Raw genomic sequence first — 19,921 nt, forward strand, 5'->3', positions numbered from 1 at the left:
GGTTCACCCGATGTCGAACGACGAGAAGCTCCGCGACTACCTCAAGCTCGCCACGAGCGAGCTCCAGCAGACCCGGCGGCGCCTCCGCGACCTGGAGGCCCGCGACCGCGAACCCATCGCGATCGTCGGGATGGCGTGCCGCTTCCCCGGCGGGGTCTCCTCGCCGGAGGACCTGTGGCGGCTGGTCGAGGACGGCGTGGACGCCGTGTCGCCGTTCCCCTCCGACCGCGGCTGGGACGTCGCCGAACTGTTCGACCCGACCGGTGAGCGGCCGAACACCAGCTACGTGAACACCGGGGGGTTCCTGGACGGCGCCGCGTCGTTCGACGCCGAGTTCTTCGGCATCAGCCCGAACGAGGCGCTCCTGATGGACCCGCAGCAGCGGATCCTCCTGGAGATCTCCTGGGAGGCGCTGGAGCGGGCCGGAATCGACCCGTCGTCGCTGGCCGGAACTCCGACCGGTGTTTTCGCGGGCCTCGTCTACCACGACTATTTCGCCAACAGCAATACCGGCGCCATCGCGTCCGGTCGCGTGTCCTACACGCTCGGGCTCGAAGGCCCGGCCGTGACGGTGGACACGGCGTGCTCGTCGTCGCTGGTGGCGCTGCATCTCGCGGTGCAGGCGCTGCGGTCGGGCGAATGCTCCCTGGCGCTGGCCGGGGGAGTGTCGGTCATGGCCACCCCGGAGACGTTCATCGACTTCAGCCAGCAGCGCGGGCTGTCGCCGGACGGGCGGTGCAAGGCGTTCGCGGCGTCCGCGGACGGCACCGGCTGGGGCGAGGGCGCCGGGATGCTCCTCGTGGAGCGCCTCTCGGACGCCCGCCGCAACGGCCACCCGGTGCTGGCCGTGGTGCGGGGCTCGGCGGTCAACCAGGACGGCGCGTCCAACGGCCTGACCGCGCCGAACGGGCCGTCGCAGCAGCGGGTGATCGCGCAGGCGCTCGCGAGCGCGCAGGTGTCCGCCGCCCAGGTCGACGTGGTGGAGGCGCACGGCACGGGGACGACGCTCGGCGACCCGATCGAGGCGCAGGCGCTTCTCGCGACCTATGGCCAGGATCGTCCGGACGACCGGCCGCTGTGGTTGGGGTCGATCAAGTCGAACATCGGTCACGCGCAGGCCGCCGCCGGTGTCGCCGGGATCATCAAGATGGTCGAGGCGATGCGGCACGGCGTCCTGCCGAAGACGCTGCACGTTGACGCGCCGTCGCCGAACGTCGACTGGACGGCCGGGCGCGTCGAACTCCTCACCGAGGCTCGTGAATGGCCGGAGGAGGAGCGTCCGCGTCGCGCGGGGATCTCGTCCTTCGGGATCAGCGGCACCAATGCGCACGTCATCGTCGAGCAGGCCCCTCCCGCCGAGGCGGAGTCGCGTTCGCCCGCGCCGGGCCCCGTGCCGTGGACGATCTCGGCGCGGAGCCGGGACGCGGTGCCCGCCCAGGCCGCCCGCCTGCTCGACTTCCTCGCGCAGCGCCCCGACCTGGACCCGGTGGACGTCGGGTTCTCGCTGGCCACGACGCGCGCCGCGCTGGAGCACCGCGCCGCCGTCGTCGCCCCGGACCGGGCCGCGCTCCTCGACGGCCTCGCCGCGCTCGCCGCCGACGAACCCGACTCGCGCGTGGTGCGCGGCTCCGCGCGCCTGGAAGGCGGAACGGCCTTCCTGTTCTCGGGCCAGGGCTCGCAGCGACTCGGAATGGGCCGGGAACTGCACGAGAAGTTCCCCGTGTTCGCCGAGGCTTTCGACGCGGTATGCGCTGAACTGGACCGTCACCTGGACCGGCCTATCCGTGACGTCATCTGGTCCGAGCCCGAGTTGCTGAACCAGACGGTGTTCACTCAGACGGGTCTGTTCGCCGTCGAGGTCGCGCTGTTCCGGTTGCTGGAGTCGTGGGGTGTCCGCCCTGATTTCTTGGCGGGTCATTCGATCGGTGAACTGGCTGCCGCGCATGTGGCCGGGATGTTCTCGCTGGAGGACGCCGCCAAGCTGGTCGCGGCTCGCGGACGGCTGATGCAGGCGCTCCCGTCCGGCGGGACGATGGCGGCGATCCAGGCGACCGAAGACGAGGTCGTCCCGCTTCTGAACGACCAGGTCGGAATCGCCGCAGTGAACGGCCCCCGGGCCATTGTCGTCTCCGGCGCCGAAGCCGACGTCACCCGCGTTCTTGAGCACTTCACGGAGCTGGGACGCAAGGCGACCCGCCTTCGAGTCTCGCACGCCTTCCATTCCCCGCTCATGGACCCGATGCTCGACGACTTCCGCCGAGTCGCCGAATCCATCACCTACGCCGACCCCGAAATCCCCATCGTCGGCGTGGAGGCGGAGGCCGGGTACTGGGTGCGGCACGTCCGCGAAGCCGTTCGGTTCCACGACGCCGTCACGCGCCTCCGCGACGAGGGCGTCGTCCGGTTCCTGGAGGTCGGGCCTGACGGCGTCCTCACCGCGATGGTGCGGGGCGGCGTGGACGGCGCGGTCGCCGTGCCCGTCCTGCGCAAGGGCCACGCCGAGGGGACGTCCCTGATCACGGCCGTCGCGCACCTCCACGTGAACGGCGTCGCGCCCGACTGGCGAGCCGTGTTCGACGGACGCGACGCGGGCCGCGTGGACCTGCCGACGCACGCTTTCCAGCACCGCCGCTACTGGATGGAGGCGTCGAGCGGCGCCGCGGACGTCGCGTCCGCCGGGCTGGGCAAGACCGGGCACCCGCTGCTCGCCGCGAGCGTGGTCCTGGCCGAGTCGGACGAGGTGATCCTGACGGGCCGGTTGTCCGCCGGGACGCAGCCGTGGCTCGCCGACCACGTCGTCGGCGGCGTCGTGCTGTTCCCCGGCACCGGCTTCGTCGAGCTCGCCGTCCGCGCCGGGGACGAGGTGGGCTGCGCCCGGATCGAGGAACTGACCCTCCAGGCGCCGCTCGTCCTCCCAGCGCAGGGCGGCGGGGTGCAGGTGCAGGTCGTCGTGGGCGTGCCGGACGCGTCCGGTGTGCGCCGCGTCAGCGTCCACTCCCGCGACGAGGGCGTCCCCGTGTGGACGCAGCACGCGGCCGGGACGCTCGCCCCCGCCGCCCGCCCTGACGGCGCCGACCTGACGCAATGGCCGCCGCCGGGCGCGGCCCCCGTCGAACTGGGCCGCTTCTACGAAGAGCTCGCGGCGTCCGGCCTGGAGTACGGGCCGACCTTCCAGGGCCTGCGGGCGGTGTGGCGGGACGGCGACGACCTCTACGCCGAGGTCGTCCTCCCCGACCAGGTCGCGGACGACGGCTACGGGCTCCACCCCGCGCTGCTCGACGCGGGACTTCACGCGATCACCCTCCACGAGCCGGGCGGGGACGGCACGGCGCTGCCGTTCGCCTGGTCGGGCGTGGAGCTGTACGCCTCGGGTGCCAGGGCGCTGCGGGTGCGGGTGTCCCCGACGACCGGCGACACGGTGTCCCTCCAGGTGGCGGACGGGACTGGGCGGGCGGTGGCGGCCGTCGGCTCGCTGGCGCTCCGGCGGATCACCGCCGATCAGCTCTCGGCGGCCCGCTCGGTGTTCCACGAGTCGCTCTACCGCGTCGAATGGGCGCCCGTCCCGGACACGCCGCCGGACACGCCCGCCTGGACCGGCTGGGACGACCTCGGACCCGACGACGACGTCCCGGAGGTCGTGGTCCTGCCGGTGGCGGGGGGCGTGGACGCGGCGTCCGTCCGCCCGGCGGTGGTGCGGGCGCTGGACGCGGTACGGGCCTGGCTCGCCGAGGAGCGCTTCACCGAATCGACGCTGGTCGTCGCGACGGCGGGGGCCGTGTCGTCGTCCGGTGGCGAGGACGTCACCGACCTGGCGGGCGCGGCGGTGTGGGGGCTCGTCCGGACGGCACAGTCGGAGAATCCGGGGCGGATCGTCCTGGCCGACCTCTTCCCAGGTGCCGGGCCCGCCGACGCGGCGCGGGTGGTCGGTTCCGGTGAGCCGCAGGTGGCCGTGCGCGACGGTGTCGTGCGGGCTCCGCGGCTGGCCCGTGTGTCCGTCGCCGCGCCGGACGCGCCCTCGGCGTCGGTCTTCGGCGGTGGCGGTGCCGGGACGGTGCTGATCACGGGTGGTACCGGTGGTCTGGGCGCGCTGGTGGCGCGTCATCTGGTGACCGAGCACGGCGTTGAGCGTCTGCTGCTGGTGAGCCGCCGGGGCGCGGACGCGCCGGGCGCGCCCGAGTTGCGGGACGAGCTGGCGGGCTTGGGCGCCGAGGTCGAGTTGGCGGCCTGCGACGTGGCCGACCGTGACGCTCTCGCCGGACTGCTGGCGGGACGCGACGTTTCGGGTGTCGTGCACGCGGCCGGTGTCCTGGACGACGGCGTGATCTCGTCCCTGACCGCCGAGCGGGTGGACGCGGTCATGCGTCCCAAGGTGGACGCGGCGTGGAACCTGCACGAACTGACCCGCGACCTGCCGGACCTGTCGGCGTTCGTCCTGTTCTCATCGGCCGCGGGCGTGCTGGGGACCCCCGGCCAGGGCAACTACGCGGCGGCCAACGCCTTCCTGGACGGGCTCGCGGCGCACCGCGCGTCGCTGGGCCTGCCCGTCCAGGCGCTGGCCTGGGGGCCGTGGACGGCCGGGAGCGGGATGCTCGCCGGGCTCGACGACGGCGAAGTCGAGCGCATGGCCCGCTCCGGGGTGGAAGGGCTGTCCGGGGACGAAGGGCTCGCCCTGCTGGACACCGCCTGCGCGCTCGGCGACGCTTCACTCGTCCCGATCCGGCTCGACCTGAAGGCGTTGGGCGCGGGTGGGGGCGAGGTTCCGCGCCTGTTCCACGGGCTCGTCCCGCGGGTGCGGCGGACCGCCGCGAGCGTCCAGGCGGACACGGGCGCGCTGCGGCGGCGGCTCGCGTCCCTGCCCGAACCGGAGTGGTACGACGCGCTGTCGGTGCTGGTGCGCACGCAGGCGGCGATCGTCCTCGGGCACTCGGGGCCGGAGGCCGTCGAGCCCGAGCGCGCGTTCCGCGACCTGGGCTTCGACTCGCTGTCGGCGGTCGAGTTCCGCAACGCGCTGGCGGAGGCGACCGGGCTCCGGCTGCCCGCGACGCTCGTGTTCGACTACCCGAGCCCGGACGTCCTGGCCCGCTACCTGCTGAGCGAGGTGTCCGGGGCGGGGGAGGCCCGCCTCGTGACGGCCACGTCCGCCGGGGCGGACGACGAGCCGATCGCGATCGTCGGAATGGCGTGCCGGTATCCGGGCGGCGTCGCCTCGCCGGAGGACCTGTGGCGGTTGGTCGCGGGCGGCGTGGACGCGGTGTCGACGTTCCCGTCCGACCGGGGCTGGGACACGTCCGGCCTTTTCGACCCCGCCGGGGAAAGGCCCAATACCAGCTACGTGAACACCGGCGGTTTCCTCCACGAGGCGGCGGAATTCGATCCGGGCTTCTTCGGCATCAGCCCCAATGAGGCCGCCGAAATGGACCCGCAGCAGAGGTTGCTGCTCGAGGTGTCGTGGGAGGCGTTGGAGCGGGCGGGGATCGACCCTTCTTCGCTGCGTGGGAGTTCCACCGGTGTGTTCGCCGGGGTCATGTACCACGACTACGCGGACAGCAGCAGTTCCGGGTCTGTTGTCTCCGGCCGCATCTCTTACACGTTCGGTTTCGAGGGTCCGGCCGTGACGGTGGACACGGCGTGTTCGTCGTCGTTGGTGGCGTTGCATTGGGCGGCGCAGGCGTTGCGGTCGGGGGAGTGCTCGCTCGCGCTGGCCGGCGGCGTCGCGGTAATGGCGACCCCGTGGACGTTCGTGGAATTCAGCCGCCAAGGCGGTCTGGCCGCCGATGGACGAGCCAAGTCGTTTGCCGCTTCGGCAGATGGGACGTCGTGGGGTGAGGGTGCGGGGATGTTGTTGGTCGAGCGTCTTTCTGATGCTCGGCGGCTTGGGCATCCGGTGTTGGCGGTGGTGCGTGGTTCGGCGGTGAATCAGGATGGTGCGTCGAATGGGTTGACGGCGCCGAATGGTCCGTCGCAGCGTCGGGTGATCCGGCAGGCGTTGGCCAATGCCGGGTTGGGTGTCGGTGATGTGGATGCGGTCGAGGCGCATGGCACCGGTACGACGTTGGGTGATCCGATCGAGGCGCAGGCGTTGCTGGCGACGTATGGCCAGGGGCGTTCGGAGGGGCGGCCGTTGTGGCTGGGGTCGATCAAGTCGAATATCGGTCATACGCAGGCGGCGGCTGGGGTGGCCGGGATCATCAAGATGGTCCAGGCGATGCGGCATGGGGTGCTGCCGAAGACGCTGCATGTGGACGAGCCGACCCCGCACGTGGATTGGTCGGCGGGGCAGGTCGAACTGCTGGCGGAGGAGCGGGAATGGCCGCAGAACGGTCATCCGCGCCGTGCGGGGATTTCGTCGTTCGGGATCAGCGGGACGAACGCGCACGTCATCGTCGAGCAGCCCCCGGCGGTTGAGAAGGAATCGCCGCCTGCTGCGGAATTGCCGGTCGTTCCATGGGTGGTATCGGCACGGAGTGAGGCCGGCCTGCGGGGACAGGCCGCTCGGCTGGCCGAGTTCGTTCGCGGGGATGAGCGGGTTTCGCCGCTGGACGTGGGCTTCTCGCTAGTCGCTACGCGCGGGATATTCGAGCACCGCGCGGTCGTGGTCGGACAGGACCACGACGAACTGCTGGCCGGACTGGATCGTCTAGCAGCGGGGGAATCGCGCCGCCCAGACCGTAAGGAGGGCGGGACGGCTTTCCTGTTCTCGGGTCAGGGTTCGCAGCGTGTGGGGATGGGCCGGGAGTTGTATGAGGCGTTCCCGGTGTTCGCGGAGGCGTTCGACGCGGTCTGCGGGGAGTTGGACAAGCATCTGGATCGGCCTTTGCAGCAGGTCGTGTGGTCTGAGCCTGAGTTGCTGGATCAGACGGTGTTCACTCAGACGGGTCTGTTCGCGGTCGAGGTCGCGCTTTATCGGCTGTTGGAGTCGTGGGGTGTCCGGCCTGATTTCCTGGCGGGTCATTCGATCGGTGAGTTGGCGGCGGCGCATGTGGCGGGGATGTTCTCGCTGGAGGATGCGGCGAAGTTGGTGGCTGCTCGGGGTCGGTTGATGCAGGCGCTGCCGCCTGGTGGGGCGATGGCAGCGGTGCAGGCGACCGAGGACGAGATCGTCCCGCATGTGAACGACCGGGTCGGCGTCGCGGCGGTAAACGGCCTGGACTCGGTCGTGGTGTCGGGCGCGGAAGATGAAGTCTCCCGGCTCGTGGAGCATTTTACGGAGCTGGGGCGCAAGACGACCCGGCTGCGGGTGTCGCACGCCTTCCATTCCCCGCTGATGGATCCGATGCTGGACGACTTCCGCCAGGTCGCCGGATCCATCACCTTCAACGAACCCGCGATTCCGCTCGCGGGGCCGCAACCTGACGCCGAGTATTGGGTGCGGCACGTCCGCGACGCCGTCCGATTCCATGACACCGTCGCTGAGCTGGGCGGTCGTGGTGTCGCCCGGTTCCTGGAGGTAGGCCCGGACGGCGTGCTGACCGCGATCGTCCAGAGCAACTCTGACGGCGCGGTCGTCGTCCCGGCAATGCGCAGGGAGCAGGCGGAGACCAAGACCCTGTTCACCGCGCTGGGCGGGCTGCATGCGTCCGGGGCGTCCATTGACTGGCGCACGGTATTGGCGGGACGCGGCGCGCGGCAGGTCGAATTGCCGACCTATGCCTTCCAGCGCGAGCATTTCTGGCTGTCGGCCCCGCAGGCCGGTGGCGACGCCGAATCGATGGGCCTCGGATCGGCCGACCATCCGCTCCTGAGCGCGGTGGTCTCCTCGCCGGAGTCCGATGGCGTGGTGCTGTCGGGTCGCCTTTCCGTCCACGCGCAGCCCTGGCTCGCCGACCACGCCTTCGGCGGCGTGGTGGTCTTCCCGGGCACCGGATTCGTCGAACTGGCCGTCCGCGCAGGAGATCAGGTCGGCAGCGGCCGGGTTGAGGAACTCACTCTCGAACAGCCACTTGTCCTTCCCGGAGACGGCGGCACGTCGGTCCAGATCGTCGTCGGCGCGCCCCGCGAGGACGCCCGGCGGACCGTGAGCATCCATTCGCGCCAGGACGACGACGCGCCCTGGACCTGCCACGCGGTCGGCCTCCTCTCCAACACCGACGCCCTCCCCGACTTCGGGATGGAGCAGTGGCCTCCGGCCGGTGCCACCGAGGCCGAGACCGAGGGGCTGTACGACGTCCTGGACTACGGCCCGGCATTCCAGGGCTTGCAGGCCGCCTGGCGGCGCGGCGACGAGGTGTTCGCCGAGATCGCGCTCCCCGACCAGGTCGCCGAGGACCGCTTCGGCCTCCACCCGGCGCTGCTGGACGCCGCGCTGCACGCGATCGCGCTGACCGACGCGGCGTCCGGGGACGGGGTGCTGCTGCCTTTCGCGTGGTCGGGCGTGGAACTGTTCGCCACGGGCGCGAGGACGCTCCGCGTGCGAGTATCCCCGACGGCGGGCGATGCGGTGTCCTTGCAGGTGGCGGACGGGTCCGGACGTCCCGTCGCGGCGATCGGCTCGCTGGTGCTCCGGGAGGTCTCCGCCGACCGGTTCTCCGAGGCCGAGGCCCGCGATCCCTCCGGCGACTCCCTCTACCACGTGGAATGGACGCCGATCGGGCTCGAAAGCGACTCGGCGCCGTCATGGACACGGTGGGAGGAACTCGAACAGAACACCGCCGTCCCCGACGTGGTCGTCTATGAACCGGACGCGGGCGGCGAGGTGCGGGCAAGCGTCCATCAGGCGCTCGCGGTCGCGCAGGCGTGGCTGGCGGACCAGCGGTTCGCGTCGTCCACCCTGCTGGTCGTGACGTCCGGCGCGGTCTCGGTCGACGGCGAGGACGTCACCGATCTCGGCGGCGCGGCGGCCTGGGGACTGATCCGCTCGGCGCAGTCGGAGAACCCGGGGCGGATCGTCCTGGCCGACCTCGACACCGGCATGAACACGGCCGATGCCCTGCCGGCGGTCGCGTCCGGCGAACCGCAGGTGGCGTTCCGCGATGGCGGGACGTTCGTGATGCGCTTGGCGCGCGTGCCCGCCCTCCCTCCGTCCGAGGAGACCTTCCCCGGCGATGGGACGGTGCTCATCACCGGCGGAACCGGCGGCCTCGGCGCACTGGTGGCACGCCACCTGGTGACCGGGCACGGCGTGAGCCGCCTGCTGCTGGTGAGCCGCCGAGGCGCGGACGCGCCGGGTGCGCCCGAACTGCGCGACGACCTGATCGCCCTGGGCGCCGAGGTCGAATTCGCCGCCTGCGATGTGTCCGACCGCGATGCGGCGGCGCAGCTGATGGCAGGCCGGGAAATAGCGGCCGTCGTGCACGCGGCCGGTGTTCTGGACGACGGCGTGATCTCGTCGTTGACGCCCGAGCGGGTCGACGCGGTGCTCCGTCCCAAGGCGGACGCGGCCTGGAACCTGCATGAATTGACCCGTGACCAGAACCTGTCGGCATTCGTGCTGTTCTCGTCGGCCGCAGGCGTCCTGGGGTCGCCCGGTCAGGGCAACTACGCGGCGGCCAACGCCTTCCTGGACGGCCTCGCCGCACATCGCCGCGCCCACGGCCTGCCCGCGCAGTCGCTGGCCTGGGGCCTGTGGAGCACCGGCATGGCGGAACGGGCGCAGAGCTTCGACCGGACCGGCCTGGAGGCGCTGCCGGACGGCCAGGGCCTGGCGCTGTTCGACGCGGCGGGCCGGGTGGACGAGGCGATGCTCGTCCCGGTCCGACTGAACCTCCGGACCCTCGCCTCCAGCGGCGGCGCCGACGTGCCGCACGTGTTGCGGGGCCTGGTCCGCGGCACGCGCCGCCGCGCCGCCGCCGACAGCGGGGCCGGCGGCGCGGCGGCGCTCGGACGGCGGCTGTCCGGCCTGACCGAGGCCGAGCAGGAGGAGATGCTGCTGGACATCGTGCGCGGCCGGGCCGCGTCCGTCCTCGGCTACGCGGGCCCGGCGGCCGTCGAACCCGAGCGCGCGTTCCGCGACCTGGGCTTCGACTCGCTGTCGGCGGTCGAGTTCCGCAACGCGCTCGCGGAGGCGACCGGGCTCCGGCTGCCCGCGACGCTCGTCTTCGACTACCCGGTGCCGGTCGTACTGGCCCGCCACCTGCTGGACGAGGTGACGGGCGCCGCGTCCGACCGTCCTGTCGTGGCCGCCGCGCGGGTGGACGACGAGCCGATAGCGATCGTCGGGATGGCGTGCCGCTTCCCCGGCGGCGTCACCGCGCCGGAGGACCTGTGGCGGCTCGTCGCGGACGGCGTGGACGCCGTCTCCGAATTCCCCGCCGACCGAGGCTGGGACGTCGACGGCCTTTACGACCCCGAACCCGGCACGCCCGGCAAGAGCTACGTCCGGACCGGCGGCTTCCTGCACGATGCGGCGGAATTCGACCCGGGATTCTTCGGCATCAGCCCGCGCGAGGCATTGTCCATGGACCCGCAGCAACGGCTGCTGCTGGAAGTGTCGTGGGAGGCGCTCGAACGCGCGGGAATCGACCCGTCGTCCCTGCGCGGAAGCGCGACCGGCGTATTCGCCGGGGCGATGTACCACGACTACGCGGCGGGCAGTAATACCGGCTCGATCGTCTCGGGCCGGATCTCCTACACGTTCGGGCTGGAAGGCCCGGCAGTGACCGTGGACACGGCGTGCTCGTCGTCCCTGGTGGCGCTTCACCTGGCCGCGCAAGCGCTGCGCTCCGGCGAATGCACCCTGGCGCTGGCCGGAGGCGTCGCCGTCATGGCGACGCCGGACACGTTCGTCGACTTCAGCCTGGAAAGGGGCCTGGCCCAGGACGGCCGCGCGAAGTCGTTCGCCGCGGCGGCGGACGGCACGTCATGGGGCGAAGGCGCGGGCATGCTCCTGGTCGAACGCCTCTCGGACGCCCGCCGCAACGGCCACCCCGTACTGGCCGTCGTTCGCGGTACTGCGGTCAATCAGGATGGGGCCTCGAATGGCCTCACGGCGCCGAACGGGCCGTCGCAGCAGCGGGTGATCCGGCAGGCATTGGCCAACGCCGGATTGGACGCCGCCGACGTGGACGCGGTCGAGGCGCACGGCACGGGAACGACGCTCGGCGACCCGATCGAGGCGCAGGCATTGCTCGCGACGTACGGCCAGGGGCGTTCGGAGGATCGGCCGCTGTGGCTGGGGTCGATCAAATCCAACATCGGTCACACGCAGGCCGCCGCCGGAGTCGCCGGGATCATCAAGACGGTTTACGCGATGCGGCACGGCGTCCTGCCGAAGACGTTGCACGTGGACGAGCCGACCCCGCACGTCGACTGGACGGCGGGGCGCGTCGAACTGCTGGCGGAAGCGCGTGAATGGCCGCGGAACGGCCACCCGCGCCGCGCCGGGATCTCCTCGTTCGGAATCAGCGGCACGAACGCGCACGTCATCCTCGAACAGGTTCCTGTGCCGGAAGCGCCGGAGCGTCCGTCCGGCGAGGACGGGGTCCTTCCCTGGCTGCTCTCGGCGCGCGATGAGGCGGGCCTTCGCGGACAGGCCGAAAGGCTCCGCGCACATCTGCGCGCGCACTCCGAGCCGGAAGCATTGGACGTGGCGTTCACGCTGGCCACGTCCCGCGCGGTCCTGGAACACCGCGCGGTCGTGGTTGGTCGAGGCAGGGAAGAACTGCTGGCGGGCCTGGACGTCCTCGCCGAAGGACGCACCGCCGGGCACGGCGTCGTCCGCGGAACCGCCAAGCCGGGGCAGACGGCCTTCCTGTTCTCGGGTCAGGGTTCGCAGCGTGTCGGGATGGGCCGGGAGTTGTATGAGGCGTTCCCGGTGTTCGCGGAAGCGTTCGACGCGGTCTGCGCTGAAATCGACCGGCATCTGGACCGGCCGCTGAAGGAAGTCGTGTGGTCTGAGCCCGAGTTGCTGAACCAGACGGTGTTCACTCAGACGGGCCTGTTCGCGGTCGAGGTCGCGCTGTTCCGGCTCTTGGAGTCGTGGGGTGTCCGCCCCGATTTCCTGGCGGGTCATTCGATCGGTGAACTGGCTGCCGCGCATGTGGCCGGGATGTTCTCGCTGGAGGATGCCGCGAAACTGGTCGCGGCTCGGGGTCGCCTGATGCAGGCGCTCCCGCCCGGCGGAGCGATGGCGGCCATCCAGGCGACGGAGACCGAGGTCGTCCCGCTGCTGGACTCGGCGGTTATCGGTGTCGCCGCGGTGAACGGCCCGAATTCGGTCGTGGTCTCCGGTGCCGAGGACGCGGTCTCCCGAATCAGCGACCACTTCACCGAACTGGGACGCAAGACGACCCGGCTGCGGGTCTCGCATGCCTTCCATTCGCCGCTGATGGATCCGATGCTGGACGACTTCCGCCAGCTCGCCGAATCCATCACCTTCAACGCGCCTTCACTTCCCGTCCTGGGCGCGCAGCCGGACGCCGAATACTGGGTGCGGCACGTCCGTGACGCCGTCCGATTCCACGACGCGGTTACCGAGCTCCGCGATCAGGGCGTGACCCGGTTCTTGGAGATCGGGCCCGATGGCGTGCTGACGGCGCTGGTGCGGGACGACTCGGACGCCGAGGTCGTCGCGCCCGTCCTCCGCCGGGATCGTCCCGAGGCGCAGGAACTCCTGACCGCCCTGGGACACGTCCACGCGCACGGCCTGGACGTCGACTGGCACGCCGTCTTCGCCGGGCGCGCCGCCCGCATGGTCGAGCTGCCGACCTACGCCTTCCAGCGCGAACGCTTCTGGCTCCTGGACACCACGGCCAACGACGACCCATCGGCGCTCGGACTCGGCCCGGCCGAGCACCCGCTGCTGGGTGCGGTGGTTCCGATCCCCGGATCGGACGGCGTGATGCTGACCGGCAGGCTCTCGGCCGACGGGCAACCGTGGCTGGCCGAGCACGAAGTGCTGGGCAGTGTCCTGCTGCCGGGCGCGGTGTTCGTGGAGCTGGCCGTCCGGGCCGGGGACCAGATCGGCTGCGACGTGCTGGAACAGCTCACGTTGGAGGCGCCGCTCGTCCTGCCCGAGCACGGCGGCGCGGCGATCCACGTGACGGTCGGCGCGGCCGACGAGCGGGGCCGCCGCCCGGTGAGCGTCCATTCGCTCCCCGAGGGCGGGGCGGGCGACGGCGAGTGGACGCGGCACGCGGAAGGCGTGCTGGCCACGGGTGCCGAGCAGCCGCCGTCCGATCTCGCGCAGTGGCCGCCCGCCGACGCGACCGCGCTCGACGTCGCCGACGCCTACGACCGCCTCGCCGACCGGGGCTTCGGCTACGGACCCCTGTTCCAGGGGATGCGGGCCGCCTGGCAACGCGGTAGCGACCTGTTCGCTGAGGTGGCGCTGCCGGACGACGCGCGCGACCAGGCGACCGCCTACGGCATCCACCCGGCGCTGCTCGACGCCGCGATGCACGTGATCCTGCTGGACGGAGGCGACGAGGCGCTGCTCCCGTTCGAGTGGAGCGGGGTGAGCCTCCACGCCGCCGGTGCCTCGACGTTGCGGGTACGGGTGTCGCAGTTGGGCGACACGGTGGTGAGCCTGCTCGCGTCCGACGAGACGGGCCGCGCGGTGCTCAGCGTGGAGTCGCTCGCGTCGCGGGCAATGTCGGCCGAGCAATTGAGCACGCCCGGCGGACCGAACGACGGGCTGTTCACGGTCGCCTGGTCGCCCGCTCCGTCGATGGACGGACAGCCGCCCGCGTCGAGCCTGGCCGTGCTGGGTTCGGACCGGTGTGGCCTTTCCGCGGACGTCCCGCTCTTCGCCAGTCTGGAGGGCGTTGCGGACGCTGGTGTGCCGGACGTCGTGGTGTGGTCGCCTGCTGTCGTTGGCGATGGCGTTCTGGCGGATGTGCGTGCGACGGCTCATTTCGCGTTGGGTGTGGTGCAGGAATGGCTGGGGGATGAGCGTTTTGCCGCGTCGCGGCTTGTGGTCGTCCTTCGTGAGGGGCTGGCGCAGGCTCCGGTGCGGGGTTTGTTGCGTGCGGCGCAGGCGGAGAATCCGGGTCGTTTCGTTCTGGTGGATCTGGATGATGCGTCCGAGTCGGGCAATGTCCTTGCTCGGGTCGCGGGGTCCGGGGACGAGCCCGAGGTCGCCATTCGCGGTGGCCAGGTTCGCTTTCCTCGCCTCACCGCCGCCAAGTCGGCGTCGTCCTTCCAGTGGGACCCGGACGGCACAGTCCTGGTGACCGGCGGGACGGGTGGACTGGGTGCGCTGGTAGCCCGCCATCTGGTGTCGACACATGGGGTGCGGCATCTGGTTCTGACCAGTCGCCGTGGCCTGAACGCCCCGGGCGCTGCGGAGCTTCGCGCGGAGTTGGCGGATCTGGGTGCCGAGGTTTCGGTGGCCGCGTGTGACGTCTCGGATCGTCAGGCCGTGGCGGATCTACTCGATGGAATCGCGGCGGAGCATCCGCTGACCGGGGTGGTACACGCCGCGGGAGTGGCGGACAACGGCCTGATCGGCTCGCTGTCCCCCGACCGGGTTGATGCGGTGTTCGGTCCGAAGGTGGATGGGGCGTGGCATCTGCACGAGTTGACCCGTGACCTGGATCTGTCGGCGTTCGTGTTGTTCTCGTCTGCCGGTGGGATGGTTCTGGCGGCGGGGCAGGGCAATTACGCGGCGGCGAATGTGTTCTTGGACGCGTTGGCCGAGCATCGCCGCTCGCTTGGGCTGACGGCGACGTCAATGGCGTTCGGGCTCTGGGACACCACCGAGGGGATGTCCGCCGAACTGGACGCCTCGGACGCGGATCGGTTGCGGCGGCTCGGCATGCCGCCGATGTCCGTGGACGAAGCACTGGCGCTCTTCGACGCATCATTGGGCGTCGATGAGGCGACGGTCGTCCCATTGCGCGTGGACCGCGCGGTGTTGCGAGCACGACAGGGCGACGAGATCCCGGCCCTGCTGCGCGGCCTCTCCGGCAATGGACGGCGGCCCGTGCGCGGCCGGGCGGAAAGCTCACTGAGCGACCGCCTGATCAGAATGCTCCCAGACGAACGCCTCAACGCCCTGTCCGACATCGTCCGCACCCAAGTCGCGGCCGTGCTGGGCCACGCCTCGGCAGATGCCGTACAGCCCGACCGCGCGTTCCGCGACCTGGGTTTCGATTCCCTTTCGGCGGTGGAGTTGCGGAATGCGCTGCGCGCTGAGACGGGTCTTCGTCTCCCGGCAACGCTGGTCTTCGATTACCCGAATGCGCACGCTGTGGCCGAATACCTGGAGAGCGAACTCTCCGGGACGGCGGCCGCTGGCGCGGTCGTCACCGCCAGTGCTCAGAAGGTCGATGACGATCCGATTGTGATCGTGGGAATGGCGTGCCGTTATCCGGGTGGTGTCGCTTCGCCTGAGGACCTGTGGCGTCTGGTCGAGGGTGGTGTGGATGCGGTGTCGGGTTTCCCGGTCGATCGTGGCTGGGATGTGGAGGGTTTGTTCGATCCGGTTCCTGGCCGCCCCGGTAAGAGCGTGGCTCGTGAGGGTGGGTTCTTGTATGACGCGGCGGATTTTGATGCTGATTTCTTTGGTGTGTCGCCGCGTGAGGCGGCGGATACCGATCCGCAGCAGCGTTTGTTGTTGGAGGCGTCGTGGGAGGCGTTCGAGCGGGCGGGTATTGATCCGTCGTCTCTGCGGGGGAGTGCGACCGGTGTCTTCGCCGGTCTGATGTATCACGACTACGCGCTGGACGCCGACGCCGCGAGCACCAGTGCAGGCAGCCTCGCCTCCGGTCGCGTCTCGTACGTATTCGGCCTGGAAGGGCCCTCGGTAACGCTGGACACGGCGTGCTCGTCCTCCCTGGTGGCTCTGCACCTGGCGAGTCAGGCGTTGCGTTCGGGTGAGTGCTCGCTGGCGTTGGCTGGTGGTGTGACGGTGATGTCCACGCCGGGGATGTTTGTGGAGTTCAGTCGTCAGCGTGGTTTGGCTGGGGATGGTCGGTGCAAGTCGTTCTCGGCGTCGGCTGATGGCGCGGGTTGGGCCGAGGGTGTGGGGGTGCTGGTGGTCGAGCGTCTGTCGGATGCTCGCCGCAACGGTCACCCGGTGCTGGCGGTCGTCAGGGGTAGCGCGGTGAATCAGGACGGTGCGTCCAATGGCCTGACGGCTCCGAATGGCCCGTCACAGCAGCGCGTGATTCGCCAGGCACTCGCCAATGCGGGGCTGAATGCTGCGGATGTGGACGCGGTCGAGGCGCACGGTACCGGTACGAGGCTGGGCGACCCGATCGAGGCGCAGGCTGTCATCGCGACTTATGGCCAGGACCGTCCTGAGGACCGGCCGTTGTGGTTGGGGTCGATCAAGTCGAATATGGGTCATGCGCAGGCTGCTGCCGGTGTGGCGGGGATCATCAAGATGGTTCAGGCGATGCGGCATGGTGTGCTGCCCAGGACGCTGCATGTGGACGAGCCGTCCCCGCACGTGGACTGGTCGGCCGGAGCCGTCGAACTGCTCACCGAAGCCCGCGACTGGCCGCGCGATGGCCGTCCCCGCCGAGCTGGAGTCTCCTCGTTCGGCATCAGCGGCACCAACGTTCACCTCATTCTCGAAGAGCCGCCCGCTGCGAAATCCGAGGAAGTATCGCTCGATCCTCCCGCGACCATTCCGTGGCTGATCTCCGCGCGTGACGAGGCGGGTCTTCAAGCCCAGGCGGAGCGGCTTCGCGCACATCTCCGTTCGACTCCTGAGCTGCGTCCCTTGGACGTGGGGTTCTCGTTGGCGAGTGACCGTGCGTTGTTGGAGCGGCGTGCGGTGGTCTTGGCAGGCGACGGTGATTCCACTCTGGACGCACTGGCTGCGTTGGGGGCTGGGAAGCCGCATCCGGACGTCGTCGTCGGCACCGGCCCGGCGGGTCCGGGGTCGACCGCGCTGCTGTTCTCCGGCCAAGGCGCACAGCGTCTCGGGATGGGCCGGGAGTTGTATGAGACGTTCCCGGTGTTCGCCGATGCCTTCGACACCGTCTGCGCCGAACTGGACCAACACCTAGACCGGTCGCTGCGTGAGGTCATCTGGTCCGACCCTGACCTGCTGGACCAAACGGCTTTCACTCAGACCGGCTTGTTCGCCATCGAAGTCGCGTTGTTCCGTCTGCTGGAATCGTGGGGTGTCCGCGCTGATTTCCTGGCGGGTCATTCGATCGGTGAATTGGCTGCAGCGCATGTCGCTGGGATGTTCTCGTTGGAGGACGCCGCGAAGCTCGTCGCTGCGCGAGGGCGCTTGATGCAGGCGCTCCCGCCTGGCGGTGCGATGGCGGCGGTTCAGGCCACCGAGGACGAAGTCACTCCGCTGCTGAGCGGCGAGGTCGGGGTCGCCGCTGTCAATGGTCCGCAGGCCACCGTGGTCTCCGGTGCGGAGGACGAGGTCACCCGGATCATCGACCACTTCACCGGCCTGGGACGCAAGACGACCCGGCTTCGGGTCTCGCATGCGTTCCATTCCCCGTTGATGGATCCGATGCTGGAGGACTTCCGTCAGGTCGCCCACTCCATCGCCTACACCACACCCGCCCTCCCCATCGTCGGTGCGGAACCCGACCCCGAGTATTGGGTGCGGCATGTCCGTGACGCCGTCCGGTTCCACGACACCCTCACCCACCTGCACGACAGCGGCGTCACCCGATTCCTGGAAATCGGACCCGACGGCGTCCTCACCGCAATGGTCCCCGCAGCCCTCCCCGACACCGACGCAACCGTCAGCGTCGCCGCGCTCCGCCGCGACCGTCCCGAAACCGCCACCCTGCTCACCGCACTCGCCCACCTCCACGTCACCGGAACCACCATCGACTGGCCCGCACTCTTCACCCACCACGGCGGACACCGAGTCGAACTCCCCACCTACGCATTCCAACGCACCCGCTACTGGTCGGACCCCGTCACCAACACCCGTCCGTCCGATCCCGCCGACGAAGCCTTCTGGGACGCAGTGGAGCAGGGAGACCTCTCCTCCCTGGCCCAGAGCCTTGACCTTGCCCCCGAATCGCTCCGCGATGTGGCCCCCGCCCTCTCGGACTGGCGCCGCCGCAGCCGCGAGACCCAGGCCGTCGACTCTTGGCGCTACCGGATCACATGGAAGCCCCTGGCCGACCGGCCCAAGACGACACCGTCCGGCGAATGGCTGGTCGTCATGCCGTCCGGCCTCGACCTCACGCGGATCACCAAGGCGCTCACCGACAACGGCGTCCAGCTCATCCCGATGGAGGTGGACGACGACGACCGGGAGGCGCTGGCGGACAGGCTCCGCGACGCCAAGGCGACGGACGGCGTCCTGTCCTTCCTGGCCCTGGACGCACGCCCCCACCCGCACCACCCGGCGATCACCCGGGGAGTCGCGGCGACGATCGCCCTCGCGCAGGCGCTCGACGACACCGGGCACGACGCGCCGCTCTGGTGCCTGACGCGGGGCGCGGTCGCCGTGGACGACCCCGCCGAGATCACCGACCTGGCGCAGGCGTCCCTCTGGGGCCTCGGCACGGTCCTCGGCCTGGAACGGCCCCGGACCTGGGGCGGGATGATCGACCTCCCCGCGGCCCCGGCCCGAGACGATCTGGACGAGACGACCCTCCACCTGCTCGCCACAGCCCTCACAGGCGAGGCCGGAGACCAGGTCGCGATCCGGCCGGGCAAGGTGGCCGTGCGCCGTCTGGTCCGCGCTGGGCTCAATGGCAGGACACCGGCGCGCACCTGGCGTCCGCGCGGGACGGTCCTCGTCACCGGCGGCACCGGCGGCGTCGGCGCGCAGGTCGCCCGCCGCCTCGCCGCGGACGGCGCCGAGCACCTCGTGCTCACCAGCCGCCGCGGCCCGGCCGCCGAGGGGGCCGCCGAGCTGGAGGCGGAGCTGTCCGCGCTCGGCGTTCGCGTAACGGTCGCGGCCTGCGACGTCGCCGACCGCGACGCCCTGCGCCGCCTGCTCGACTCGATCGGCGACGACCTCACGGCGGTCATGCACGCGGCCGGGACGCTCGGCGCGAACGCCCCGCTGTCCGACCTGACCCTGGACGAGCTGGCGGCGGTCATGCCGAAGGCCGTGGGCGCGGCGCACCTGGACGACCTCCTGGCCGACCGTCCGCTGGACGCGTTCGTGCTGTTCTCGTCCGGGGCGGCAGCGTGGGGCGGGGCGGGCCAGTCGGCCTACGCCGCCGCCAACGCCTACCTGGACGCGCTCGCCCACCGCCGCCGGGCGGACGGCCGCACCGCGACCGCGATCGCCTGGGGCACCTGGAACGCCGGGATGGTCGACGCCGACGCGGGCGCGGCGGCGCGCCGGCTCGGGCTCGCGCCGATGGAGCCGCGCCCGGCGATCAACGCGCTGCGGCAGGCGCTCGACCACGACGAGAGCCACCTCGTGGTGGCCGACATCGACTGGTCCCGGTTCACCGCCGCGTACACGCTCGCCCGGCCCCGCCCGCTGCTGGACGAGCTGCCCGAGGCCCGCGCCGCCCTCGCCGCGCAGGGCGACGACGGGGACGCCCCGGACACCGAGTCCGGGTTCGCGGCGCGGCTCGCCGCGATGCCGGAGGCCGAACGCGGACGCGCGCTGCTCGACCTCGTCCGCACGCACGTCGCGGTGATCCTCGGCTACGACGACAGCGCCGCGCTCGACCCCGGACGCGCCTTCAAGGAACTCGGGTTCGACTCGGTCGCCGCCGTGGAGCTCCGCACCCGGCTGAGCGCGGCGACCGGGCGGAGACTGCCCGCGACGCTGGCGTTCGACCACGCGTCCCCGGCCGCGCTGGCCGCGTTCCTCCAGACGCTCATGCGCCCGGCCGACGCGGCCGTCCAGGGCGACGTCCCGATCACGACCGAGCTGGACCGGCTCGAGGCGGCCGTGGCGGCGCTGCCCGCCGAGGAGATCGAGCGCTCCGGCGTCACCGCGCGGCTCCAGGCGCTGGTGGCGTCGCTGAACCAGTCCCTCGCCGGACGGGACGGCGGCGCGGACGTCGCGAGCCGCCTGGAGGACGCGACGGCCGACGACCTCTTCGACTTCATCGACAAAGACCTCGGGATGGCCTGAGAG

At 71.3% G+C, this 19,921-nt stretch carries 1 protein-coding gene; it reads left to right on the forward strand.

Going from position 1 to position 19,921, the window contains the following annotated elements; translation table 11 throughout:
* The first annotated feature begins 10 nt into the window (after nt 1-10).
* On the forward strand, nt 11-19,918 hold the full coding sequence (locus FXF68_RS44240) for a type I polyketide synthase (RefSeq protein WP_148767044.1): 19,908 nt from the start codon (nt 11-13) through the stop codon (nt 19,916-19,918).
* The last annotated feature ends 3 nt before the right edge of the window (nt 19,919-19,921 follow it).

The sequence above is a fragment of the Actinomadura decatromicini genome (assembly GCF_008121305.1).
GTDB lineage: Bacteria > Actinomycetota > Actinomycetes > Streptosporangiales > Streptosporangiaceae > Spirillospora > Spirillospora syzygii.